This is a genomic window from Pseudomonas sp. BN606, assembly GCF_029873115.1.
Classification (GTDB): Bacteria; Pseudomonadota; Gammaproteobacteria; order Pseudomonadales; family Pseudomonadaceae; genus Metapseudomonas.
The window spans coordinates 289,713-312,914 of record NZ_SSOF01000074.1; the positions used below are offsets into that span (position 1 = coordinate 289,713).

Below are 23,202 nucleotides of genomic sequence, written 5' to 3' on the forward strand. Positions count from 1 at the left end.
GATGTTTCGATCCCTGCTCTGGGTTCCCACGTTCGCTCTTGTGCTTGCTGGCTGCAGCACGAGCCCTTTCGGTAGTGGCAATGGAGAAAGCGGCCATGGCTATCGCGCCGAAGGCAAGGCGTCCTATTACGGTTCCCGGCACCATGGCAAGCGCACTGCAAGCGGCGAGCGCTTCGACCAACACGCCCTCACTGCCGCTCACCGCACCTTGCCTTTCGGTAGCCGGGTCAAGGTGACCAACCTGAACAACGACCGCACGGTGGTGGTTCGCATCAACGATCGCGGCCCACATGTCCGTGGCCGGATCATCGACCTGTCGCGCGAGGCTGCCGAACGGCTGGGCATGCTGCGGGCCGGCGTGGCACCCGTGCGCGTGGAATCCCTCGACTGACTGGAGAATCACAATGAGCGAAGAACGCAAATCCGGCCTGCAGGTGCGCCGGGAAGTCATGGGCGACGCCTTCGTCGACCGCGCCCTGGGCAATGCCACCGAGTTCACCCAACCGCTGCAGGACTTCGTCAATGAGCATGCCTGGGGCGGCGTATGGAACCGCGAAGGGCTGCCGCGCAAGACCCGCAGCCTGATTACCCTTGCTGCCCTCACCGCACTGAAGTGCCCGCAAGAACTGAAAGGCCACGTGCGGGGCGCACTGAACAATGGCTGCACGGTCGAGGAAATTCGCGAAGCGCTGCTGCACTGCGCCGTCTACGCCGGCGTTCCCGCCGCTATCGACGCCTTCCGCGCTGCCCAGGAAGTCATCGACGACTACCAGAAGGCTTGATCCCCCCTCGCCCGCTTCGAGGTTTTCATCCGGACCACCTCCAAACTGGCTCTCAGATCCAGCCCGTCCACTGCAACACGAACAGCCCGATATTGGTGGTTACCACTGCCGCCAGGGTAGTCATCACGATGATGGCCGCTGCCAGTTCGTGGTTTGCGTTCACCGCGCGGGCCATGACGAAGCTTGCCGCAGCGGTCGGGCTGGCGAAGTAGAGGAACAGGATCGCCAGGTCCGCCTCGCGGAACCCGCACAGCCAGGCGCCGCAGGTCGCCAGGATCGGCAGCCAGACCATCTTCATCAGACTGGCGCTGACCGCGATCTTGCCGCTGGAACGCAGGGAAGCCAGCGACAGGGTGCCGCCGATGCAGATCAGCGCCAGCGGCAGGGTCATCTGTGCGAAGTACTCGCCCGACGTCATCAGCCATTTCGGCAGCGGCAATTGCCAGTAGGCGACCGGAACGGCTGCCAGCACACCGATGATCAGAGGGTTGCTGATGATGCTTCTGGCAAGGCTCAGCGGGTCGCTCTTGGCATTCGGACTGTAGATCGCCAGTACGATCGAAGAGAGCGTGTTGTAGCTGAGGATCACTACCGCGCCGAGGATGCTACCCACCGACAGGCCGTAGTCGCCGTACATGCTGGTGGCCAGGGCCAGGCCGATGATGCCGTTGTTGCCGCGGAAGGCGCCCTGCGTGTAGATGCCGCGATCCTCTGCCGGGCAGCGCAGGATCGCCCAGCCCCAGCCGATCAGGAAACAGACGATGGTCGCCGCAACGAAATAGGCGATGAGCGCCGGCTGCAACGCCGTGCGCAGGTCCGCCTGGACGATCCCGAGGAACAGCAGCGTCGGCATCGTGCCCTTGAACACCAGTGACGATGCAGTGTTGACGAAGGAATCGTCGATCCAGCCGAGGCGCTTGAGACCCACGCCCAGGAACAGCATGGAGAACACCGGAGCGGTGATGCTGAGGGTCTGCTGAACGACGGCGAGCATGGCGAACCTTGGCGGAGGGAATAGTTAGGCGGCTAAGGATACCAAGGGCGGAAAGGAAATTACCTTGTGGGGGCGAATTCACTCACCCCCACAAAGAGCGAGCAATGAAGGGTCAGCGGCGCACGGGACGCTTCTGCAGCTTGCGCTGCAAGGTCCGGCGGTGCATGCCCAAGGCACGGGCGGTGGCGGAGATGTTGCCATCATGCTCGGCCAGCACACGCTGGATGTGCTCCCACTGCAGGCGGTCCACCGACATCGGGTTTTCCGGCACCAGGCTGTCCAGGTCGGCATGCTCGGAGAGCAGCGCGGTCAGAACGTCGTCGGCGTCGGCAGGCTTGCACAGGTAGTTGGTGGCACCGCGCTTGATGGCTTCCACAGCGGTGGCGATGCTCGAATAGCCGGTGAGGATCACCACGCGCATCTCCGCATCCAGCTCGAGCAGCTTGGGCAGCAGCACCAGGCCGGAATCGCCGTCCATCTTCAGGTCCAGCACGGCGTAGTCGGGCAGGTCGTCCTTGGCCAGCAGCAGGCCTTCTTCGGCGGAGCCCGCGACCGTTACGCGCAGCCCGCGGCGGGCCATGGCCCGGGCCATCACGCGGGTGAAGGTGGCATCATCGTCCACCAGCAGCAGATGGGGTTGTTCTTCGCCTTCGATCAGGGGTTCGTCAGTCATCTCGCTTCCTCTTCGTCAAGGCACTCAGGCGACGCCGTAACTGCGCGGCAGGCGCAACTCAGTCAGGGTGCCGCCTTCTTCATGGTTATAAAGTTTAACCGTACCGCCGGCACGGGTAACGCTGGCCTGGCTCAGGAACAGACCAAGACCGAAACCCTTGCCCTTGGTGGTAAAGAATGGCCGCCCCAGTTGCTCGGCAATAGCCAGGGGGACGCCGGCGCCATGGTCGCGGATGGTCAGTACCATCCACTGGTGGTCCCAGTTGACGCGAATGTCGAGCTTTTCCGGGCAGGCATCGGCGGCGTTGTTTAGCAGGTTCAGCAATGCCTGGGACAGGTCTGCCGGCGGTTTCAACCGGGGCGCCACGCCAAGTCCCATGCACTGGTAGCGGTAGGTGGCTTCCGGACGCATCAGGTGCCAGCGGTTGAGGGTGACTTCCAGCCACTCGATCACCGACTGTTCCACCACCGCCTGGCGACGATCAGCTTCGGCAGCACGCACCAAGTGCTGCAAGGTGTCCTTGCATAGCATCACCTGCTCCTGCAACAGGGCCAGGTCGTCCTGCAGGCTGGGCTTGTCGCCATGCTCCTGGCGCAGCTCCTTGAGTAGCACGCTCATGGTCGCCAGCGGGGTGCCCAGCTCGTGGGCAGCGCCAGCGGCCTGGGTGGCCACGGCCAGCAACTGCTGGTCGCGCATGCTTTCTTCACGGCGCACCGCCTGCAACTGGTCCTGTCGACGCAGTTCGTCGGCCATGCGGGCGACGAAGAAGGTGATCAGCGCCGCCGCCAGGGCAAAGCTCAGCCACATGCCGTAAATCAGCAGGGACTCACGCTGGCCAGTAGGCATCTCCAACGGATGGAACAACACCAGCAGCAGGGTGTACGCCGCCAACGCGAGACCGGAGAGGGTCAGGGTGTAGAGCCAGGGCAGGGTCGCCGCGGCGATGGTCAGCGGCACCAGGTAATAGGAAACGAAGGGGTTGGTGGAGCCCCCCGAGAAGTACAGCAGCACACTGTGGATAACCAGGTCGAAGCCGAGTTGGACGGAGTACTCCAGCTCCGTCACCGGCCAGGGGCCGCGCAGACGCAAGGCCGTGCCGACGCAAAGTACCAGCGAGACCCCGAGAGTCAGGCTCAGAGCGATCCAGGGCAATTGCAGCAGCTGGGCCTTGTAGGCAAGTCCTACCGAACCGGCCTGGGCGGCCAGGACGAGGATGCGAATCAGGGTCAGCCGCAGTAGGTTCTGGCGGCTGGCAGACAGAAGTTGTACGGGTTCTAGCATGTGCACTCCCAGGAATCGCCGGAGTATAACCAAGGCACACCTCGGCCCGCCTCTGTGCGGCAACTCGCCGCAGTGAGTCCACGCCGGGGCGGCAATGGAACTTCTGTAGGAGCGAACCCATTCGCCAAGGAAGGCGCAGCTGCCCCCTCGACTTCCCAGGGCAGACCTGCGGCCTGCCTGGCGAATGAACTCCCCCACAATCAGAAAGCCAGCATTGGCTGGAACAACCGTCCCGATTTCTGGTCAATTTGCGTCGCCGTTAACCCGAATGGCCGTTTACCCTCGTCCAATACGGAGAAACACCGCGCAACCCGCGCGGAAACCTGTCCCACAAGGAGTCGTCATGCCCAAGTTCACTCGCCTCGCCGCCGCCCTTGCCCTTTGCGCCGCCAGCCTTGGCAGCCTCTCGGCCCAGGCGGCCGACGATGTGCACTACAACCAGGTAGCCGTACGTGCCGAGGTCAGCCAGGAAGTGGCCCATGACCTGATGCACGTCACTCTTTATAGCGAGTCGCAGAACACCGACCCGGCCAAGCTCGCCGACGAGATCACCCGCACCCTCAACGCCGCCGTGGAAAAGGCCCGCAAGGCCAAGGGCGTGACCGTCAGCCTGGGCAGCCGCAACAGCTACCCGGTGTACGACGAGAAAGGCCAGAAGATCACCGCCTGGCGCGAGCGCGCGGAACTTCGCCTGGAGAGTGCCGACTTCGCCACCCTGTCCCAGCTCAGCGCCGATATGCTGGGTGACCTGAAGATGGCGGGGATGAACTTCAGCATCGCCGAGAAGACCCGCAAGACCCACGAAGACGATCTGATCAAACAGGCCGTGGACGCCTTTAAAGCCCGCGCACAACTGGCTACCGACGCCCTCGGCGGCAAGGGCTACAAGCTGGTCAACCTGAGCCTGAACAGCGCCGGCTTCCAGCCGCCACAGCCGATCATGATGCGTGCCATGGCTGCCAAGGGTTACGCCGATGGCGCCGCCGCCCCCGAGATCGAAGCCGGCACCAGCCGCGTCAGCGTCAGTGCAGACGGCACCATCGAAGTGCAGATGCCCTGATCAGGCGCTGGGCGCTGCCGTTTGCGGGGCAGCGCCCTCCCCTCGCCCGCGGCCTGGATTTGCAGAATTGCGACAAGGCCTTACAGCTTTATTCCACCTACTACACTCTTTCCGGTCCAGCTATTGCGTCGGGCATATGCCCTGCATAGCTTCTCGCAAGGCCCTCACAAAGGGCCCCTCAAGATGACAAACAGAATAAACATGAGGTCAACATGCGTAAAAACGCCGTCATCCAGGCACTTGTCGCCGCTGGGCTGATCGCCAGCGCACCTTTCGCCAGTGCTGCAAGCAACCTGGTGTTCTGCTCCGAAGGCAGCCCCGCCGGTTTCGACCCGGGCCAATACACCACCGGCACCGACTTCGACGCCGCCGCTGAAACCGTATTCAACCGCCTGACCCAGTTCGAGCGTGGCGGTACCGCGGTTATCCCGGGCCTGGCCGAGAAGTGGGACGTATCCCCCGATGGCCTCAGCTACACCTTCCACCTGCGCAAGGGCGTGAAGTTCCACACCACCGACTACTTCAAGCCGACCCGCGAATTCAACGCCGACGACGTGCTCTTCACCTTCCAGCGCATGCTCGACAAGGACCACCCGTTCCGCAAGGCGTACCCCACCGAATTCCCCTACTTCACCGACATGGGCATGGACGCCAACATCGCCAAGGTGGAGAAGGTCGACGACAACACCGTCAAGTTCACCCTCAATGGCGTGGATGCAGCCTTTATCCAGAACCTGGCCATGAGCTTCGCCTCCATCCAGTCCGCCGAATACGCCGACCAGTTGTTGAAGGCCGGCAAGGCCGCCGACATCAACCAGAAGCCCATCGGCACCGGCCCGTTCGTGTTCAGCCGTTACCAGAAAGACGCGCAGATTCGCTTCAAGGGCAACAAGGACTACTGGCTGCCGGGCGAGGTGAAGATCGACAACCTGATCTTCGCCATCAACACCGACGCCTCGGTGCGCATGCAGAAGCTCAAGGCTGGCGAATGCCAGGTCACCCTCTTCCCGCGTCCGGCCGACCTGGATTCGCTGAAGAAAGACGCCAACCTGAACATGCCGTCGCAGCCGGGCTTCAACCTCGGCTACATCGCCTACAACGTCACCCACAAGCCGTTCGACAAGCTTGAAGTGCGCCAGGCGCTGGACATGGCAGTAAACAAGAAAGCCATCATCGACGCCGTCTACCAGGGCGCTGGCCAACTGGCCGTGAACGGCATGCCGCCGACCCAGTGGTCCTACGACGAGTCCATCAAGGACGCCGGCTACAACCCGGAGAAGGCCAAGGAACTGCTGAAAGCCGCCGGCGTTGCCGAAGGCACCGAAATCACCCTCTGGGCCATGCCGGTTCAGCGTCCGTACAACCCTAACGCCAAGCTGATGGCCGAAATGCTTCAGTCCGACTGGGCCAAGGTAGGCATCAAGGCCAAGATCGTCACCTACGAATGGGGCGAGTACATCAAGCGCGCCAAGGGCGGCGAGCACGACGCCATGCTGATCGGCTGGAGCGGCGACAACGGTGACCCGGACAACTGGCTGGGTACCCTCTACGGTTGCGACGCTGTCGACGGCAACAACTTCTCCAAGTGGTGCGACGCCAGCTACGACAAGCTGATCAAGCAAGCCAAGGCCACTCCGGATCAGGCCAAGCGTACCGAGATGTACAAGCAGGCCCAGCACATCCTCAAGGACAACGTGCCGATCACCCCGATCGCCCACTCCACGGTCTACCAACCGATGCGCAAGAACGTGCAGGACTTCAAGATCAGCCCGTTCGCGCTCAACTCCTTCTATGGCGTGAGCGTCGGCAAGTAAGCCGGCAAACGGGGCCTTCACAGGCTATGTGAAAACGTCGCGAGCGAAGGTCAGGCAAAGCGAAGACCGCCGAAAAAGCACAGTTTACGAGTTGTAAATGAGCATTTTGAGGCGGTCTTCAACGCAGCATCACCAAGCGCAGCAATTTTCACACCGCCTGTTCGGGCTCCGTTTCGTTTACCCCATCAAGGAAGTCCGATGCGCCGAAGCCTGTTGTCCCTCGCTCTGTGCCTTCCCCTCTATTCAATGGCCAGCCAGTCCCTGGTGGTCTGCACCGAAGCCAGCCCCGAGGGCTTCGATATCGTCCAGTACACCGCCGCCACCACGGCCGATGCCTCCGCCGAAACCGTCTTCGACCGCCTGGTGCAGTTCGCTCCCGGCAGCACCCGGCTGCAACCGGGCCTGGCGGAAAGCTGGAGCATCAGCCCGGACGGCCTGGCCTACGAGTTCGAGCTGCGCAAGGGAGTCACCTTCCACAGCACGCCCTGGTTCACCCCCAGCCGCGAGTTCAACGCCGACGACGTGCTCTGGAGCTTCCAGCGCCAACTGGACCCCAGGCATCCCTGGCACAAGCTGTCCCCGCGCGGATTCCCCTATGCCGAATCCATGGCCTTCGCCCAGTTGATCGAGCGCATCGAGAAACTCGGCGAGCACCGCGTACGCTTCACCCTGAAACACCCCGAGGCGCCCTTCCTGGCCGACCTGGCCATGGGCTTCACCTCCATCTATTCCGCCGAATACGCCGACCAGTTGCTGAAAGCCGGCAAGACGGACCAGCTCAACCGCGAGCCGGTAGGGACTGGCCCCTTCGTCTTCGAGCGCTACCGAAAGGATGCGCAGATCCGTTTCCATGCCAACCCGACGTACTGGGCAGGCAAGCCAGCGGTGGAGAAACTGCTGTTCGCCATCACCCCCGATCCCAATGTACGCGTACAGCAGCTCAAGGCCGACGCCTGTCATATAGCGGTCTACCCACGCCCCACGGACATCGCCGGCCTGCGCCAGGAGCCGGAGCTGCAAGTGCTTGAGCTGGACTCCCTGCTCACTGCCTACGTCGGCATCAACACCCGCCATCCCCCGCTGGATGACGTCCGTGTGCGCCAGGCCATCAACCTGGCCTTCGACACTCGTGCTTACTTGCGCGCACAGTTCGGCGAGGGCAACGCGAGCCTCTCCGTTGCGCCGTACCCGGCCACCCTGCTGGGCTTCAACGACAAGATCGTGCCGTGGCCCCACGACCCGGCGAAGGCGCGGCAGCTAATGGCTGAGGCCGGTCACAAGGATGGCTTCAAACTCGCCATCTGGACCCGCCCCGGCGGTGGCCCGACCAACCCCAATCCCGGCATTGGCGCACAGATGCTCCAAGCCGATCTGGCCGCGATCGGCATCAAGGCGGAGATTCGTGTGTATGAATGGGGCGAGCTGATCAAGCGCGCCAAGAACGGTGAACACGACCTGGTGTTCATGGGCTGGGCTGGCGACAACGGCGACCCGGACAACTTCCTCACGCCGAACCTGTCCTGCGCAGCGGCGAAGTCCGGTGAGAACCAGGCCGGCTGGTGCAACCAGGAATTCGACGGCCTGATCCGCGAGGCCCGCGCCATCACCGATCCGACCCGGCGCGCAGAGCTCTATCGCCAGGCCCTGGCGATCTTCCACGAACAGGCGCCGTGGATTCCCCTCGCGCATCCCAAGCAGTTCGCTGCTGTGCGCAAAGGCGTGGAGGGGTTCCAGCTGAACCCGATGGGATCGAACAATTTCGCGCGGGTTAAGGTGAACCCGTAGACCGTTTCCCTGTAGAGGCGAATTCATTCGCCAAGCAGACCACAGGCCTGCCCTTCAGAGTCAGAGCGGACCTCGACCTCCCTCACCCCAGCCCTCTCCCAGAGGGCGAGGAGGGCGTCCGTGCCGGCGCTCAGCCTTGCACTGTCCCCGTGGGAGCGACCTCAGTCGCGAAAGCAGGTCGAAGACCTGCCCTCAGGCCTCCAACCCGAACGGATCGTCGATGGAATGGCTCGGCTGGGTAAACCAGCGTGGCCCGGACGCGGTCATGTAGAAGTGGTCCTCCAGGCGAATACCGAACTCGCCCGGCACGCAGATCATCGGCTCGTTGGAGAAGCACATGCCCTCGGCCAGCAGCGTCGTGTCGCCGCGTACCAGGTAGGGACCTTCATGGATATCCATTCCGATACCGTGACCAGTGCGATGGGGCAGGCCGGGCAGTTGGTAGTCCGGGCCCAGACCGGCAGCCTCCAGGCTGCGGCGGGCCGCAGCGTCCACCACCGCGCAGGGCTCACCCAGACGTGCGGCGTCGAAGGCGGCCTGCTGTGCGGCCTTCTCGGTGTTCCACAGGGCGCGCTGGCGTTCGCTCGGTGTCCCGAACACGTAGCTGCGAGTGATATCCGATTGATAGCCATGGAGCTGGCAACCGGTGTCGATCAGCACCATGTCGCCGTCCTTGAGTACCTGCGCATGCTTCACGCCGTGTGGAAACGCGCTGGCCTCACCGAACAGCACGATGCAGAACGTCGAACCCGGCGCGCCCACCTTGCGGTGCGCCTGGTGGATGAACTCGGCAACTTCGGTGGTGCTGATGCCCTCGCGCAGGATGCTCGCGGCAGCTTTGTGCACTTCCAGGGTCATGTCCTTGGCGCGCTGCATCAGCGCCAGCTCGGTCGCGGATTTGTGGAAGCGGCAGGGGTTGATCACACAGGCTGCATCGATGAAATCGAAGCCCGAGTCGAGGCGGCGGATACCGTCGTACATGAAGAAGGCCAGCGACGGACACAGACCAACCTTGGCGTCGGCAGCGATGCCCATGCCGACCAGCATCTCCAGCAGCAGGCGATAGGGGCTCTCGTGTTCCTGCCAGGTGTGGATAACACCGTCCACCTCGCGAAAATCGCGAATGGTGCCCTCCTCGAACGCTGGGGCGATATAGGCCAGTTGGCCATTGGCAGGGAGCACGGCGCCGACCATGCGTTCGCTCGGGCTCCACTTAACCCCGGTGAAGTAGCGCAGGTTGCTGCCGGCATTCAGGTAGATGGCCGCGATGCCCTGGTCACGCATCAGGCCCTGGGCCTTGGCAATGCGTGCCTGGTACTCGCCGAGGCCGATCGGGCCCATTCCCGCGACCATGCTCGACAGGCCAGCCAGTGCCTGTTCCGAAGTCTTGCCGCCTACACCTACTGTCATGTTGTTCTCCCGAGTCGTGTTGCAGTGCGCCGAATTTAAGTTCCACTTAAATTATCGTCAACGCCAATTTTCAGTCCCACTTAATTTCAATAAGGCGACAAGCCTTTTCTACAATGCGCCGCCCGTTATACTGGCGCCCTTCAGAACAAGAGCCACGCCAATGACCGTAGAACAGATCGGCGAACGGTTGCGCCGCTATCGCCGCGCCGCCAACAAGACCCTGAACCAAGTCGCCGCCGAGTCGGGTCTCACGGCCAGTTTCCTGTCCCAGGCGGAACGCAACCTCACCGGTGTGTCGATCTCCTCCCTGGCGAACATCGCCAGATCGCTGGGGATTCCACTCAACGCCCTGTTCGACCAGCCCGTCCAGCACCAGCCCGATTCCCACCACGGTCAGCGCGTGCGCTACACCATCGGCGGCCAGCCGCTGGCCTACGAGCGCCTGTCCAGCAACTTCCCCGGCAACCTCATCAATGCAGTGAAGATGAGCATGCCGGTGGGTTACCAGTCCGAACTCATTTCCCACGAAGGCTCCGAGTTCGCCTATGTGCTGACCGGACAGATCGTGTACACCATCGAAGGTCGCAACTACCCGCTCGGCCCAGGCGATTCGGTCCATTTCGATGCCGCCAAGCCGCATTTCCTCGCCAATTCCGGCGACGAAGTCGCCGAGGTTCTGACCGTCACCACCATGGGTCTTTTCGACGACCATCCCACGCCCTGACCGGCCAGTTCCCGGAAGTAAGCAGCACTGAATTTAAGTTGACCTTAATTTCAGCATCACTTAAGTTCGGCCTCGGCCGGCGGAGGCGCAAGCATCCCTTTCCCATTCGCCGCCATCGCCCGCCCGGGTACGCCGGCATCCGGCCCCTCGGCTCGCGAATGACGGGCAGCCTGCGGCCCACGAAGCCGCAGGGTCAGGTGCAACGGACACCACAGGCTTCGACCACCTGAAACGCCGCCCTCAGAACAACAACAACGAGGTTCGCATGCGTCAGAAAACCAAGTTCAAGACCATGATCGCCGCCGGTCTGCTCCTCGGCTCCGGCTTCACCCACGCCGCCAGCAACCTGGTCTTCTGCTCCGAAGGCAGCCCCGCCGGCTTCGATCCGGGCCAATACACCACCGGCACCGACTTCGATGCGACCTCGGAAACCATCTTCAACCGCCTGGCCCAGTTCCAGCGCGGCAGCACCAAGGTCGAACCGACCCTGGCCAGCAGTTGGGACATCAGTGAAGACGGCAAGCGCTACGTCTTCCACTTGCGCCCCGGCGTGAAGTTCCACACCACCGACTACTTCAAGCCGACCCGCGAGTTCAACGCCGACGACGTGCTCTTCACCTTCCAGCGCATGCTCGACAAGGACCACCCGTTCCGCAAGGCGTACCCCACCGAGTTCCCCTACTTCACCGACATGGGTCTGGACAAGAACATCGCCAAGGTGGAGAAGGTCGACGACATGACCGTGGCCTTCACCCTGAACGACGTGGACGCTGCCTTCATCCAGAACCTGGCGATGAACTTCGCCGCGATCCAGTCCGCCGAATATGCCGACCAGTTGCTCAAGGCCGGCAAGGCCGCCGACATCAACCAGAAGCCCATCGGCACCGGCCCCTTCGTGCTCAAGCGCTACCAGAAAGACGCGCAGATCCGCTTCACCGGCAACAAGGACTACTGGAAACCGCAAGACGTGAAGATCGACAACCTGATCTTCGCCATCAATACCGATGCCTCGGTGCGTGCCCAGAAGCTCAAGGCCGGCGAATGCCAGGTCACCCTCAACCCGCGTCCTGCTGATATCGAGGCCCTGAAGAAGGACCCAAACCTGCAGGTGCCGAGCGAGCCCGGTTTCAATCTCGGCTACATCGCCTACAACGTCACCCGCGCGCCCTTCGACAAACTCGAAGTGCGCCAGGCGCTGGACATGGCGGTGAACAAGAAAGCCATCATCGACGCCGTCTACCAGGGCGCTGGGCAACTGGCCGTGAACGGCATGCCGCCGACCCAGTGGTCCTATGACGAATCCATCAAGGACCGCGACTTCAACCCGGAAAAGGCCAAGGAACTGCTGAAAGCCGCCGGCGTTGCCGAAGGCACCGAGATCACCCTCTGGGCGATGCCGGTTCAGCGTCCGTACAACCCCAACGCCAAGCTGATGGCCGAAATGCTCCAGGCCGACTGGGCGAAGATCGGCATCAAGGCGCGCATCGTCAGCTACGAATGGGGCGAGTACATCAAGCGCGCCCATGCCGGCGAGCACGACGCCATGCTGATCGGCTGGACCGGCGACAACGGTGACCCGGACAACTGGCTGGGCACGCTCTATGGCTGCGACTCGGTGGACGGCAACAACTTCTCCAAATGGTGCGACGCCCGCTACGACAAGCTGGTAAAAGCGGCCAAGGCCACCGCCGACGTCGAGAAACGTACCGAACTCTACAAGCAGGCCCAGCACGTCCTGCAGCAACAGGTACCGATCACCCCCATCGCGCACTCCACGGTCTATCAACCGATGCGCGCCAGCGTGAAGGACTTCCTGATCAGCCCCTTCGGACGCAACAGCTTCTATGGCGTTTCCAACGGACGCTGAGTGATCGAGGCCGGGGAACCGGCCTCCTTCGCAACCTCAAGTCGGCGAGTAGACCGGCCGAGGCCAATCTCACCTGCCACCACAAACGCAAAGCGCCGCCTTCCCGTTCCCATCGGACCGGCGCCTTTACCTATGCGGCCTAAACTGCAGGGAATGGTCAGGACGCTGACCAGCATTACAAAGATGAGGAGTGATTCGCCCAAATGCTGAGTTTCATTGCACGCCGACTGGGACTTCTGATCCCCACCTTCTTCGGCGTCACCTTGCTCACCTTCGCCCTGATCCGCCTGATTCCCGGCGACCCGGTGGAAGTGATGATGGGTGAACGTCGGGTCGACCCGGAAATGCACGCCCAGGCCATGGAACGCCTCGGTCTCAACAAACCGTTGCCGGAACAGTACCTGGACTACATCGGCAAGCTGGCGCAGGGCGACCTGGGTGAATCGCTGCGTACTCGCGAAGGCGTCTGGAACGAGTTCCTCACGCTGTTCCCCGCTACCCTGGAACTGGCCATCGCTGCGCTGATCTTCTCCGGCACCCTCGGCGTGCTTGCAGGCGTGATCGCCGCCTTGAAGCGAGGCTCGCTATTCGACCACGGGGTGATGGGCATTTCCCTGGCGGGCTACTCGATGCCGATCTTCTGGTGGGGCCTGCTGCTGATCATGTTCTTCTCCGTGTGGCTGGGCTGGACGCCAGTATCAGGGCGCATCGACCTGCTCTACGACATCGAGCCGAGAACCGGCTTCATGCTCATCGACACCCTGTATTCCGAAGAGGAAGGTGCCTTCGTCGACGCCCTGCGCCACCTGATCCTGCCCGCCATCGTACTGGGCACCATCCCCCTGGCGGTGATCGCCCGCATGACCCGTTCGGCGATGCTCGAAGTGCTGCGCGAGGACTACGTGCGTACCGCTCGTGCCAAAGGCCTGTCGCCGGCTCGCGTGGTCTTCGTCCACGGCCTGCGCAACGCGCTGATCCCGGTACTCACCGTTTTCGGCCTGCAGGTAGGCACCCTGCTTGCGGGTGCGGTGCTGACTGAAACCATCTTCTCCTGGCCCGGCATTGGTAAATGGCTGATCGAAGCCATCGGTGCCCGCGACTACCCGGTGGTGCAGAACGGCATCCTGCTGATCGCCTGCCTGGTGATCGTGGTGAACTTTGTCGTGGACATCCTCTACGGCCTGGTTAATCCACGCATCCGTCATCAGCGTTAAGGAGACCTGACGTGACCACAATGCAACCCCAGGTCGACCCGAGCATCCTCTACCCTTCCCCGCTGAAGGAGTTCTGGAAGGCCTTCGCCCACAACAAGGGCGCCGTCGGCGGCCTCGCCTTCATGATCCTGATCGTCTTCTGCGCCCTGTTCGCCCCCTGGGTCGCACCCCATGACCCGAGCGAGCAGTTCCGCGACTTCCTGCTGACCCCACCGGTCTGGCTGGAAGGCGGACAGGCGCAGTTCCTGCTCGGCACCGACGAACTCGGCCGCGACCTGCTCTCGCGCCTGATCTTTGGGGCCCGTCTGTCCCTGCTGATCGGCCTGGCCTCGGTGGTGATGTCACTGATCCCGGGCATCCTGTTCGGCCTGCTCGCAGGCTTCTTCCCGCGCCTGCTGGGTCCATCGATCATGCGCGTGATGGACATCATGCTGGCCCTGCCGTCGCTGCTGCTGGCCGTGGCCATCGTCGCCATCCTCGGCCCAGGCCTGATCAACACCGTGATCGCCATCGCCATCGTCTCCCTGCCCTCCTATGTGCGCCTGACCCGCGCCTCGGTGATGGGCGAGCTGAACCGCGACTACGTCACCGCGTCGCGTCTGGCCGGTGCCGGCCTGCTGCGCCTGATGTTCGTCACCGTGCTGCCCAACTGCATGGCGCCGCTGATCGTCCAGGCCACCCTGAGCTTCTCCTCGGCCATCCTCGACGCCGCCGCCCTGGGCTTCCTCGGCCTTGGCGTGCAGCCGCCCACTCCCGAGTGGGGCACCATGCTGGCCTCCGCGCGCGACTACATCGAACGCGCCTGGTGGGTGGTTTCGCTGCCTGGCCTGACCATCCTGCTCAGCGTGCTGGCGATCAACCTGATGGGCGACGGCCTGCGCGATGCGCTGGACCCGAAACTCAAGAATGCAGTCTGAGGAGCCCGCCATGAGAATCTCCGTTCCGCGCCGGCTTCTCGTAGGCGCCAGCTTGCTGGCGAACCTGCAGCCCCCCTTCGCGAGCAAGCTCGCTCCTACAACGTCGCGTTCAAGCGTTGCGCATTGCCTGGAGACCGCCGTATGAGCCTCCTTGAAATCAAGAACCTCAGCGTGCGCTTCGGCGACGCCAACGCCGTCCCGGTGGTGGATGGCCTCGACATCTCGGTGAACAAGGGCGAGGTGCTGGCCATCGTCGGCGAGTCCGGCTCGGGTAAGTCGGTCACCATGATGGCCCTGATGGGGCTGATCGATGCCCCCGGTCGTATCACCGCCGACAGCCTGCGCTTCGACGGTCACGACATGCTCAAGCTCAAGGGTCGGCAGCGTCGCCATATCGTCGGCAAGGACCTGGCGATGGTCTTCCAGGACCCGATGACCGCCCTCAATCCCAGCTACACCGTAGGCTTCCAGATCGAGGAAGTGCTGCGCCAGCACCTCGGGCTGAAGGGCAAGGCTGCTCGCCAGCGCGCCCTGGAGTTGCTGGAACGGGTGGAAATCCCCGGCGCCGCCAGCCGCCTCGATGCTTACCCGCACCAGCTTTCCGGCGGCATGAGTCAGCGCGTGGCCATTGCCATGGCCATCGCTGCCGAGCCCAAGCTGCTGATCGCCGACGAACCCACGACGGCACTCGACGTGACCATCCAGGCGCAGATCATGGACCTGCTGCTGGACCTGCAACGTGACCAGGGCATGGCCCTGGTGCTGATCACCCATGACCTGGCGGTGGTGGCCGAAACCGCTGACCGCGTCTGCGTGATGTACGCCGGTCAGGCCGTGGAAATCGGCGAGGTGCCGCGCCTGTTCGACGAGCCCACCCACCCCTATACCGAAGCCCTGCTCAAGGCGATTCCCGAGCACAGCCTGGGCGCCCACCGCCTGTCGACGCTGCCTGGCATCGTCCCCGGACGCTATGACCGGCCACACGGCTGCCTGCTGTCGCCGCGCTGCCCTTACAGCCAGCCCAACTGCGTGGCCCAGCGTCCGAGCCTGGACCCGCACGCCCATGGTGCCGTGCGCTGCTTCTACCCCCTTAACCTGATCGAGGTGGCGCGATGAGTGCCGTATTGACCGCCCGCGAACTGACCCGCCACTACGAAGTCTCGCGGGGCCTGTTCAAGCCCCATGCCCTGGTGCGCGCCCTCAACGGTGTGTCCTTCGAACTGCAGGCCGGCCGTACGCTGGCCGTGGTCGGCGAATCCGGCTGCGGCAAATCAACCCTGGCCCGTGCCCTGACCTTGATCGAAGAACCCTCCTCCGGCTCGCTGCAGATCGCCGGCCGTGAAGTGGCGGGGGCCAGCAAGGACGAACGCAAACAACTGCGCCGCGATGTGCAGATGGTCTTCCAGAATCCCTACGCGTCGCTCAACCCGCGGCAGAAGATCGGCGATCAGCTGGCAGAACCGCTGGTCATCAACTCCGGCCTGTCCCGCGTGGAACGCCGCGAGCAGGTGCAGGCGATGATGCAGCAGGTGGGCTTGCGCCCTGAGCATTACCAGCGCTACCCGCACATGTTCTCCGGCGGCCAGCGCCAGCGCATCGCACTGGCCCGGGCCATGATGCTCAATCCCAAGGTGCTTGTGGCGGACGAGCCCACCTCGGCGCTCGACGTGTCGATCCAGGCCCAGGTACTCAACCTCTTCATGGACCTGCAGGAACGCTACAACACCGGCTACGTGTTCATCTCCCACAACCTCGCGGTGGTGCGCCACGTCGCCAACGATGTGCTGGTGATGTACCTCGGCCGCCCGGCGGAAATGGGCCCCAGCGATCTGATCTACGAGCGTCCGCTGCACCCTTACACCAAGGCCCTGCTCTCGGCCACACCGGCGATTCATCCGGACCCGAGCAAGCCGAAGATCAAGATCGCCGGCGAACTGCCCAACCCGCTAAACCCGCCGTCCGGCTGCGCCTTCCACAAGCGCTGCCCTTACGCGACCGAGCGCTGCAAGGTGGAAGTACCGGAGCTGCGCCTGCTCGACGCTCGCCAGGTGGCCTGCCACAACGCGGAGAGCATCAACGGTTAAGGGGTTGATCAGGAAACCCTTGTAGGGGCGATTGAATTCGCCCCTACAGATCCCGCAGCACCGCCAACCTCACCCCAAACCCCACCAGCACTCCACCGAACAGCCACTGCTGCACCCGCTGTACCAGCGGGCGGCGCCCCAGCCAGCGGCCCAGTCCTTCCCCGGCCAGCGCATAGGCCGAATCGAAAACCAGTCCCGCCGCCACCAGCACCACGCCGAGTAGCGCGAACTGCAGCCCCAATGGTCCATCAGCCGGGCTGACAAACTGCGGCAACAGCACGGAACAGAAAACCAGCGCCTTGGGATTGAGCAGATTGGTCAACAGACCTCGCCGCAGCGCCTGCCCATACGCCCGCGAGGACTGACGCGCGCCTTCCACCACCAATGCCGAAGTCTCCGCCTGGAACAGCTTTACCCCCAGCCAGAGCAGGTAGGCAGCACCAGCCAGGCGCACGAGGTCGAAAGTCCAGGGCGCGGAGCGGAACAGCACCGCCAGCCCGAGGCCGGCGAGCGCCACATGGCAACTGCGCGCCAGCGCCAGCCCAAGTGCGGTGGCCAGGGCCATGGCGCGGCCCTGGCGGGCGCCGGTTTGCAGCAGGAGGATCATGTCGGGACCGGGCAACAGGTAGACCACTGCCAGGGCTATCAGGAAAGCAGTCATTTCTTCGCTCCAGGTCGAGGTATGGAGGAAAAATTCTAGGGCCGAACGCCAGGGCAGGTGCTTGCGTATTTGACTGCAAAAGCCATGATTCATGAAATTTCCTGCCAATCAAGAACCATACTACGAGCGATTATGCCAAAACTTAAACTTGATGCTCTTGACCACCGCATCCTCGCCGCGCTGCAGCGCGACGGCCGCCTGTCCAACGTGCAACTGGCAGACGAGATTGGCCTGTCCGCCTCACCGTGCCTGCGCCGGGTGCGATTGCTGGAAGAGGCTGGGGTGATTCGCGGATACCACGCCAACCTCGACCGCGACGAAGTGGGGCTGGGTTTGACGGTATTCGTGGGGATCAAGGTGGAACGCCACGGCCAGGAACAGGCCGACGCCTTCCGCGAAGCGGTGATCAGCCTGCCCGAAGTGATCTCGGTGCACCTGGTATCGGGCGAATCGGACTTCCTGCTGCAAGTAGTCGTGCCAGACCTGCGCGCCTACGAGCAGTTCCTCACAGGCACCCTGCTGAGGCTGCCCGGCGTCAGCGATATCCGCAGCAATTTCGCCATACAGACCGTGAAGGCGCCCTCGCCGCTACCGTTGAACCACCTGCCGAAATGACCTGCCGCGCGAACGGGCTGCTTCTCTGTGGGGGCGAATTCATTCCCCCCCACACAGTGCAATGGACCTAACGTCCAAAGAACCGATAGAACTCCCGCAACTCATCCTGGGTATCTGCCAGGCTGACGGCCGTGAAACGCAGCACCTGGTTGGCCGGACACTGGGCCAGGAGCCCGAGGTCCAGGGGGTGGACCCAGCCGAGCACCGGGTATCCCCCCATGGTCTGCCGGTCCGCGGTGAGAATGATCGGCCGGCCATCCGGCGGCACCTGGACAGCGCCGATGACCACGCCCTGGGACCACTGCCGTTGCGGCGCGACCATGGCCTTGCCTTCCAGGCGCGCGCCCATGCGGTCGGATTGCGGGCTGAGCAGCCAGGCCCCTTCGAAGAAGGCTTGCACCTGCTGCTCATCGAAGCTGACAGCATCGCCGCCAATCATCACCCGCAGCAGCTGTGCTGACATGTAGTCCGGCTGCCACGGCCAGGGCACGCTGGCGCCGCGGGGAAATTCGCCTCGGCTACCGGCAAGCAGATCCCCCCTTGCAAGACGAACGCCCTCGCCATCCAACCCGCCCAGGCCTTCTCGCATCTGGCACGCGACGCTGCCCAGTACCGGCTCGGCGCGAATGCCGCCTACCAGCGCCAGGTAGCTGCGCTGGCCACTGCGGGCGAAGCCGATCTGCAGGCGCTGGCCAGGTTCAAGACGAAAGCGCGACCAGTTGAGGCGAGGTTCGCCATCTACGCTCAGCGGCATATCGGCACCCGCCAGCGCGACCCAGAGCGCCTCCTCTGCCTCCAGCTCCAGGCCCCCCAGGGAGATTTCCACAACCGCGCAACTGCGTGCGTTGCCCAACAGACGATTGGCCCAAGCTGCTGCCAGCGGGTCCATGGGACCGGCCGGAGAAACGCCAAGATGCTGCCAGCCATGACGGCCGGCGTCTTGCAACAGGCTCAGGGGGCCGGGCTTGATCACGCGCAAGCCACTCATGAATCGCCTCCGCCTTCGGCGCGATAGCGGGCCTCGTCGATGGCGAAAAATCGCACGCGGTCCCCCAGGGCAAGCGGGCAAGGCGGCTCGCGGTGCGCATCGAAGAGCGTCCAGGGACACAGTCCCAGTAGATGCCAACCGCCCGGGGATGCCTGGGGATAAATCGCCGTCTGCCGCTCGGCGATAGCCAGGCTGCCGGCCGGTACGCGTATGCGTGGGCTGCTGCGACGCGGCAGGGCCAGACGCGGATCGAGGCCACCGAGGTAAGCGAAGCCAGGCGAGAAACCGATGGCACCGACCCGGTACTCGGCACCGCTGTGGATATCCACCAGTTCGCCGATCGAGAGGCCACAGGACTCGGCCACCCAGGCCAGGTCCTCACCGCAGTACCAGATGGGGATTTCATGCAACTGGCCGGTTTCAGCCACGGCCGGCGCGGTCAGCCAGGCTTCCAGCAGCGGCTCGATACGTTCGGCCAGGGCGAGGTGGTCGGTACGGGTCAGGTCATAGTGCAACAGCAGGGTGGTCCAGCCAGGCACCAGGTCGAGAAGCAGGTGCCCCAGCTCGCGCCGCAGGACGCCGGCCAGCGTAGCGATGCGCTGCGGTAGCCAGGCATCCGGTTCGTCAGCCAGCACCAACAGCAATGCTTCAGCGCCAGCGGGCTCGAGGCGGATCATAGGGCGTCCAGCTTGCCTCGCAAACGGCGCAACACGGCCAGGGATTCGGGGTTGTCACCATGCACGCAGAGGCTGTCCGCCACCAGCCGCAGGGGTTTGCCATCGATGTCCGGGAAGGGCTCGCCAACGGCGATGGCCAATGCCTGGTCGAGGATGCGTTCGGCATCGTGGTGCACGGCTCCGGCCATGCGCCGGGGCGCCAGTTGGCCATCGGAGAGATAGGCACGGTCGGCGAAGGCCTCGAACATCAGCGGCACATCGGCGGCATCGGCCAGTTGCAGCTCGCGGCTGTTGTCGGCCAGCGCCAGCACCATCAGCGGCAGCCCCTTGCGATAGCTGGCGCAGGCATCGAGGACCGCTTCAAACAGAGCGTCATCACGCACCAGGTCGTTGTACAGCGCGCCGTGCGGCTTCACGTAGGCCACCTGGGTACCGACCGTTCGGCAGAACGCTTCCAGTGCACCGATCTGGTAAAGCACCTGGGCGCGCACTTCCTCCGGCGTACAAGCCATGTGGCGCCGCCCGAAACCGGCAAGGTCCGGGTAGGCCGGATGGGCGCCGATGCGCACGTTGTGACGCAGCGCCAGCTCGACGGTGCGTTGCATGGTCAGGGGATCGGCGGCATGGAAACCGCAGGCCAGGTTCGCCTGGTCCACCAGCGGCATGGCGAGCTCGTCGTCACCCATGCGCCAGGCACCGAAGCTTTCCCCCATGTCGCAGTTCAGCAGGATTCGTCTGTTCATGAAGCGGATTATGGCTAAAAGCCGGCGCTCTTGTAGGAGCGAATTTATTCGCGAAAAGGATTGGCACCGAGCAGGCCTGACGTTGCCCTCACCCCCGCCCTCTCCTGCAAGCGGGAGAGGGGGCTGTCCGTGCCCTCGAACTGTTCTTCATTTTTCCTGTAGGAGCGAATTCAGTCGTCAAGCAGGCCGAAGGTCTGCCCTTGAACGATCCCCCTCCCGCCGCAAAAAAACGCCCCGCACAAGGCGGGGCGAACATTCCCCAGGAGCAGGGATCACTCGGTTCGGCGCTTCGCGCCGTCAATACACGTCGCGTCGGTAGCGGCCTTCGTCATTCAATTGCTGCAGCACCTCATCACCGAGGATGTCGCGCAGAGCGCGGTCAACGCCTTCAGCCATGCCTTGCAGGCTGCCGCAGACGTAGATCACCGCACCTTCGTCGATCCAGGCACGCAGCTCGCCGGCAGCTTCGCGCAGGCGATCCTGTACGTAGATTTTCTCGGCCTGGTCGCGGGAGAAAGCGAGGTCCAGGCGTTGCAGCTCACCCTTGGCCAGCCAGCCTTCGATTTCTTCGCGACAGTAGAAGTCGTGAGCCTGGTTGCGCTCGCCGAACAGCAGCCAGTTGCGATTGCGCCCGGCGGAGATGGCCGCCTTGAGCAGGCTGCGCAGGCCGGCGAGGCCAGTGCCGTTGCCGATGAAGATCAGCGGGCGGTCTTCGTCGATCAGATGGAAGCGGCTATTGCGGCGAAGGCGCAGCGGCATGACGGCGCCTTGCGGCAGGTAGTGGGTCAGCCACCCGGAAGCGATACCCAGGCTGCCATCAACGTGCTGCTCCTGGCGTACGATCAGCTCCAGTGCACCGTCACTGGCCAGCGAGGCGATGGAGTACTGGCGAACGGAAAGGCCGATCAGCGCCTGCACCACGGCTTGTGGCTGCAGGCCCACCAGATGCTCGAACGAGCCCGGCAACAGGCGACCGGCCAGTGCCTGGCGCAGCGACTGGCGCAGGCCGTCCAGCTCCACCGGCGCGTCGCCGTCGAGGTGGTGCCTGGCAAGCCAGGCCTCGACGACCGGTTCGGCCTGACTCGGGAGGATTTCAACCAGGTCGCCGGCCTGCCAGTCCACCTGGCTGCCCGCCGGGGCGCGCAGTCGTAGAAGCCAGGTGGATTCACCCTGGCTGCCCGGATTCAGGTGTTCACGTTTTTCCAGTGTCCAGCTTTCGAAGCCTGGGCCGCTCCAGGGGGAGAGCACGCTTCCACCCGATACCTGGGCCAGTTGCTGCTGCCAATGGTGCAGTGCGCCACTATCACCGTTGTCCACTTCCACCGGCTCGAACAGTTGACTCGCGCCCTGCCCTTTCAGCCAGGCCTGCAGGCGACGGCCGAAGCCGCAGAACTGTTCGTACTGGCGATCACCCAGGGCCAGCACGGCAAAACGCAGGCCGGCAAGCTGGGAAGCCTGACCGATCACCTTGCGTTCGAAGCCGCGGGCGTTGTCAGGCGCTTCGCCGTCGCCGAAGGTGCTGACCACGAAGAGTGCATTGCTGGCTTGGGCCAGGGTCGCACCATCCAGGGTGGCGAGCGGCTCGACGCGCACTGGCAGTCCGGCAGCCTGCAGCTGCCCCGCGCTCTGCCAGGCCAATTGCTCGGCGAATCCGCTCTGGCTGGCGAAGCCGATCAGCCAGGAATCCTTGCCACCGCTCTCGGCCAAGCCGCCACGGGCCGCCTTGACTGCACGCTTCTTGCGTCGACGGTCGAGATAGAGCAGCCAGCCGGTGACGAAGAATAGCGGCATGGTCAGGCTCGCCAGCATCACCAGGATGCGCCCCGTCAGGCCGAAATATTCACCCACGTGCAGCGCATAGATGCTGGTCAGCAACTGTGCCTTGAAGCTCTTGTCGGTGTAGCGCTCACTACGGATCACTTTGCCGCTGACCGGATCAAGGGCGATCTGGTTGAGGGCGCGCGGGTGCGCGGCATCTTCCAGCAGGTAAAACACCTGGGCCGGCCGGCCGCCCACCGGCGGCAGGCGCAGGTTGTAGACGCTCATGCTCGGGCCAGCTGTTTCGCGGATGCTCTTCCATACGGCGTCATAGTCGACCACCAGCGGCGGTCCCGAAGGTGCCTGCCCCCCCTGGCGGCCTGGGCCTTCGCCGCGGCGCTCACCTGGTTTGCCTTGCTGGCCAGCGGGGGCATCGGACAGCAGCCGATTAAGGCCTTCGCGGTACCACTCGTAGGACCAGAACAGGCCAGTCAGGGCGGCCAGGAGATAGAACGCCAGGCACCAGGTACCCGCCACGGCATGCAGGTCCCAGTTGAAGCTGCGCCCCTTGCGCGACCAGTCCAGGGTCAGCCAGGCACGCCAGCTGCCAGCCTTGCGCGGCCAGCGGAGGTAAAGGCCGGAAAGGCAGAAGAAGATGAGGATCAGGGTGCAGGCGGCGGTGATCTGCTTGCCGAACTCGCCCATGGCGAGGAAACGGTGCAGTTGCAGCATCAGGCCGAAGAACTGCTGGCCGGCGGGCTCGCCCAGCAGCTCACCGGTGTAGGGATCGAAGTAACGCCAAGGGCCACGACGCTCCCCGGGAGGCGGCGCGAAAAATACACGGGCGGCATGGTCGTTGTTGGTTTCGACCCAGAGGCCGGACACCTTCTTGCCTTCGGCAGCCTCGATCTTGCTCACCAGTTCGGCGGGCGGCAGCACGCCGCCATCGCGCACCTCGACCGTCAGGGTCTCTGGATTGAGCAAACGCAGGATTTCTTCCTGGAAGCTGTAGGCAGCCCCGGTGATGCCCATCAAAGCCAAGACCAGACCGGCACTGATACCGAACAGCCAGTGCAGCTGGAACAGGGTCTTCTTCAACACGTGATATCCCTCGGATACGCACCTGGCGGTGCGTCAAATCGCTGGTTCGCGGCA

General features: G+C 63.9%; 21 protein-coding genes. 12 read left to right on the forward strand and 9 right to left on the reverse strand.

From position 1 onward, the window contains the following. Position 1 precedes the first annotated feature (1 nt). Positions 2-391 (forward strand): septal ring lytic transglycosylase RlpA family protein, encoded by a 390-nt coding sequence (locus E8E75_RS17030; RefSeq protein WP_120655273.1) that lies wholly within the window; start codon positions 2-4, stop codon positions 389-391. Positions 392-404: 13 nt separating this feature from the next. Beyond that, positions 405-782: a carboxymuconolactone decarboxylase family protein gene (locus E8E75_RS17035; RefSeq protein ID WP_120652919.1), complete on the forward strand. Its 378-nt coding sequence runs from the start codon at positions 405-407 to the stop codon at positions 780-782. Positions 783-834: 52 nt separating this feature from the next. On the opposite strand, the gene E8E75_RS17040 is transcribed toward E8E75_RS17035, so the two are convergent. The 3 genes from E8E75_RS17040 to E8E75_RS17050 form a co-directional block, all read right to left on the reverse strand. Next, positions 835-1,776, reverse strand: a complete 942-nt coding sequence (locus tag E8E75_RS17040; RefSeq protein WP_153922226.1) for an AEC family transporter — start codon at positions 1,774-1,776, stop codon at positions 835-837. A gap of 112 nt (positions 1,777-1,888) precedes the next feature. Next, entirely contained in the window at positions 1,889-2,449 is a 561-nt protein-coding gene (locus E8E75_RS17045) for a response regulator transcription factor (protein ID WP_120652921.1), read from the reverse strand. A gap of 24 nt (positions 2,450-2,473) precedes the next feature. Next, positions 2,474-3,730, reverse strand: coding sequence for an ATP-binding protein (locus tag E8E75_RS17050; RefSeq protein WP_120652922.1), 1,257 nt, complete (start codon positions 3,728-3,730; stop codon positions 2,474-2,476). A gap of 343 nt (positions 3,731-4,073) precedes the next feature. Between E8E75_RS17050 and E8E75_RS17055 the strand changes: the two genes are divergently transcribed. The 3 genes from E8E75_RS17055 (at position 4,074) to E8E75_RS17065 (ending at position 8,389) form a co-directional block, all read left to right on the forward strand. Beyond that, positions 4,074-4,790, forward strand: coding sequence for an SIMPL domain-containing protein (locus E8E75_RS17055; protein ID WP_120652923.1), 717 nt, complete (start codon positions 4,074-4,076; stop codon positions 4,788-4,790). Between the two features lie 212 nt (positions 4,791-5,002). Then, entirely contained in the window at positions 5,003-6,604 is a 1,602-nt protein-coding gene (locus tag E8E75_RS17060; RefSeq protein WP_120652924.1) for an ABC transporter substrate-binding protein, read from the forward strand. Between the two features lie 198 nt (positions 6,605-6,802). Next, positions 6,803-8,389, forward strand: a complete 1,587-nt coding sequence (locus E8E75_RS17065) for an ABC transporter substrate-binding protein (RefSeq protein ID WP_120652925.1) — start codon at positions 6,803-6,805, stop codon at positions 8,387-8,389. 192 nt (positions 8,390-8,581) lie between these two features. On the opposite strand, the gene E8E75_RS17070 is transcribed toward E8E75_RS17065, so the two are convergent. Beyond that, positions 8,582-9,799 carry a Xaa-Pro peptidase family protein gene (locus E8E75_RS17070; RefSeq protein WP_153922223.1) on the reverse strand — a complete coding sequence of 406 codons (1,218 nt, stop codon included), beginning with the start codon at positions 9,797-9,799 and terminating at the stop codon, positions 8,582-8,584. Positions 9,800-9,959: 160 nt separating this feature from the next. Here E8E75_RS17070 and E8E75_RS17075 point away from each other — a divergent pair, with 160 nt between their 5' ends. The 6 genes from E8E75_RS17075 (at position 9,960) to E8E75_RS17100 (ending at position 16,605) form a co-directional block, all read left to right on the forward strand. Continuing rightward, on the forward strand, positions 9,960-10,523 hold the full coding sequence (locus E8E75_RS17075) for a cupin domain-containing protein (RefSeq protein ID WP_120652927.1): 564 nt from the start codon (positions 9,960-9,962) through the stop codon (positions 10,521-10,523). Positions 10,524-10,815: 292 nt separating this feature from the next. Continuing rightward, the gene (locus tag E8E75_RS17080) at positions 10,816-12,390 is read left to right on the forward strand and encodes an ABC transporter substrate-binding protein (RefSeq protein ID WP_280359456.1); all 1,575 of its coding nucleotides are present in this window, start codon (positions 10,816-10,818) and stop codon (positions 12,388-12,390) included. A gap of 203 nt (positions 12,391-12,593) precedes the next feature. Further along, positions 12,594-13,604: an ABC transporter permease subunit gene (locus tag E8E75_RS17085; protein ID WP_120652929.1), complete on the forward strand. Its 1,011-nt coding sequence runs from the start codon at positions 12,594-12,596 to the stop codon at positions 13,602-13,604. Between the two features lie 20 nt (positions 13,605-13,624). After that, positions 13,625-14,521, forward strand: coding sequence for an ABC transporter permease subunit (locus E8E75_RS17090; RefSeq protein ID WP_120652930.1), 897 nt, complete (start codon positions 13,625-13,627; stop codon positions 14,519-14,521). 141 nt (positions 14,522-14,662) lie between these two features. Continuing rightward, a complete protein-coding gene (locus E8E75_RS17095) occupies positions 14,663-15,637 on the forward strand; it encodes an ABC transporter ATP-binding protein (RefSeq protein WP_120652931.1) in 975 nt (324 codons plus the stop codon). Continuing rightward, complete coding sequence (locus tag E8E75_RS17100; RefSeq protein WP_120652932.1) at positions 15,634-16,605, forward strand: peptide ABC transporter ATP-binding protein; 972 nt, start codon at positions 15,634-15,636, stop codon at positions 16,603-16,605. The genes E8E75_RS17095 and E8E75_RS17100 overlap by 4 nt, the downstream gene beginning before the upstream one ends. 43 nt (positions 16,606-16,648) lie before the next feature. Here E8E75_RS17100 and E8E75_RS17105 read toward each other — a convergent pair whose 3' ends face one another. Further along, positions 16,649-17,266 carry a LysE family translocator gene (locus tag E8E75_RS17105; RefSeq protein ID WP_120655274.1) on the reverse strand — a complete coding sequence of 206 codons (618 nt, stop codon included), beginning with the start codon at positions 17,264-17,266 and terminating at the stop codon, positions 16,649-16,651. A 132-nt stretch (positions 17,267-17,398) separates the two neighbouring features. On the opposite strand from E8E75_RS17105, the gene E8E75_RS17110 reads away from it, so the two are divergent. After that, the gene (locus E8E75_RS17110; protein WP_120652933.1) at positions 17,399-17,881 is read left to right on the forward strand and encodes an Lrp/AsnC family transcriptional regulator; all 483 of its coding nucleotides are present in this window, start codon (positions 17,399-17,401) and stop codon (positions 17,879-17,881) included. A 67-nt stretch (positions 17,882-17,948) separates the two neighbouring features. Here the strand turns inward: E8E75_RS17110 and E8E75_RS17115 are convergent, their stop codons facing one another. The 4 genes from E8E75_RS17115 to E8E75_RS17130 all read right to left on the reverse strand — a co-directional run bounded on the left by E8E75_RS17115 (position 17,949) and on the right by E8E75_RS17130 (position 23,145). Next, complete coding sequence (locus E8E75_RS17115; RefSeq protein ID WP_120652934.1) at positions 17,949-18,869, reverse strand: biotin-dependent carboxyltransferase family protein; 921 nt, start codon at positions 18,867-18,869, stop codon at positions 17,949-17,951. Continuing rightward, entirely contained in the window at positions 18,866-19,546 is a 681-nt protein-coding gene (locus tag E8E75_RS17120; protein WP_120652935.1) for an allophanate hydrolase subunit 1, read from the reverse strand. Before E8E75_RS17120 ends, E8E75_RS17115 begins: the two co-directional genes overlap by 4 nt. Further along, positions 19,543-20,289, reverse strand: coding sequence for a 5-oxoprolinase subunit PxpA (locus E8E75_RS17125; RefSeq protein WP_153922220.1), 747 nt, complete (start codon positions 20,287-20,289; stop codon positions 19,543-19,545). Before E8E75_RS17125 ends, E8E75_RS17120 begins: the two co-directional genes overlap by 4 nt. Before the next feature lie 297 nt (positions 20,290-20,586). Further along, positions 20,587-23,145, reverse strand: a complete 2,559-nt coding sequence (locus E8E75_RS17130; protein ID WP_153922424.1) for a sulfite reductase flavoprotein subunit alpha — start codon at positions 23,143-23,145, stop codon at positions 20,587-20,589. Positions 23,146-23,202 lie beyond the last annotated feature (57 nt).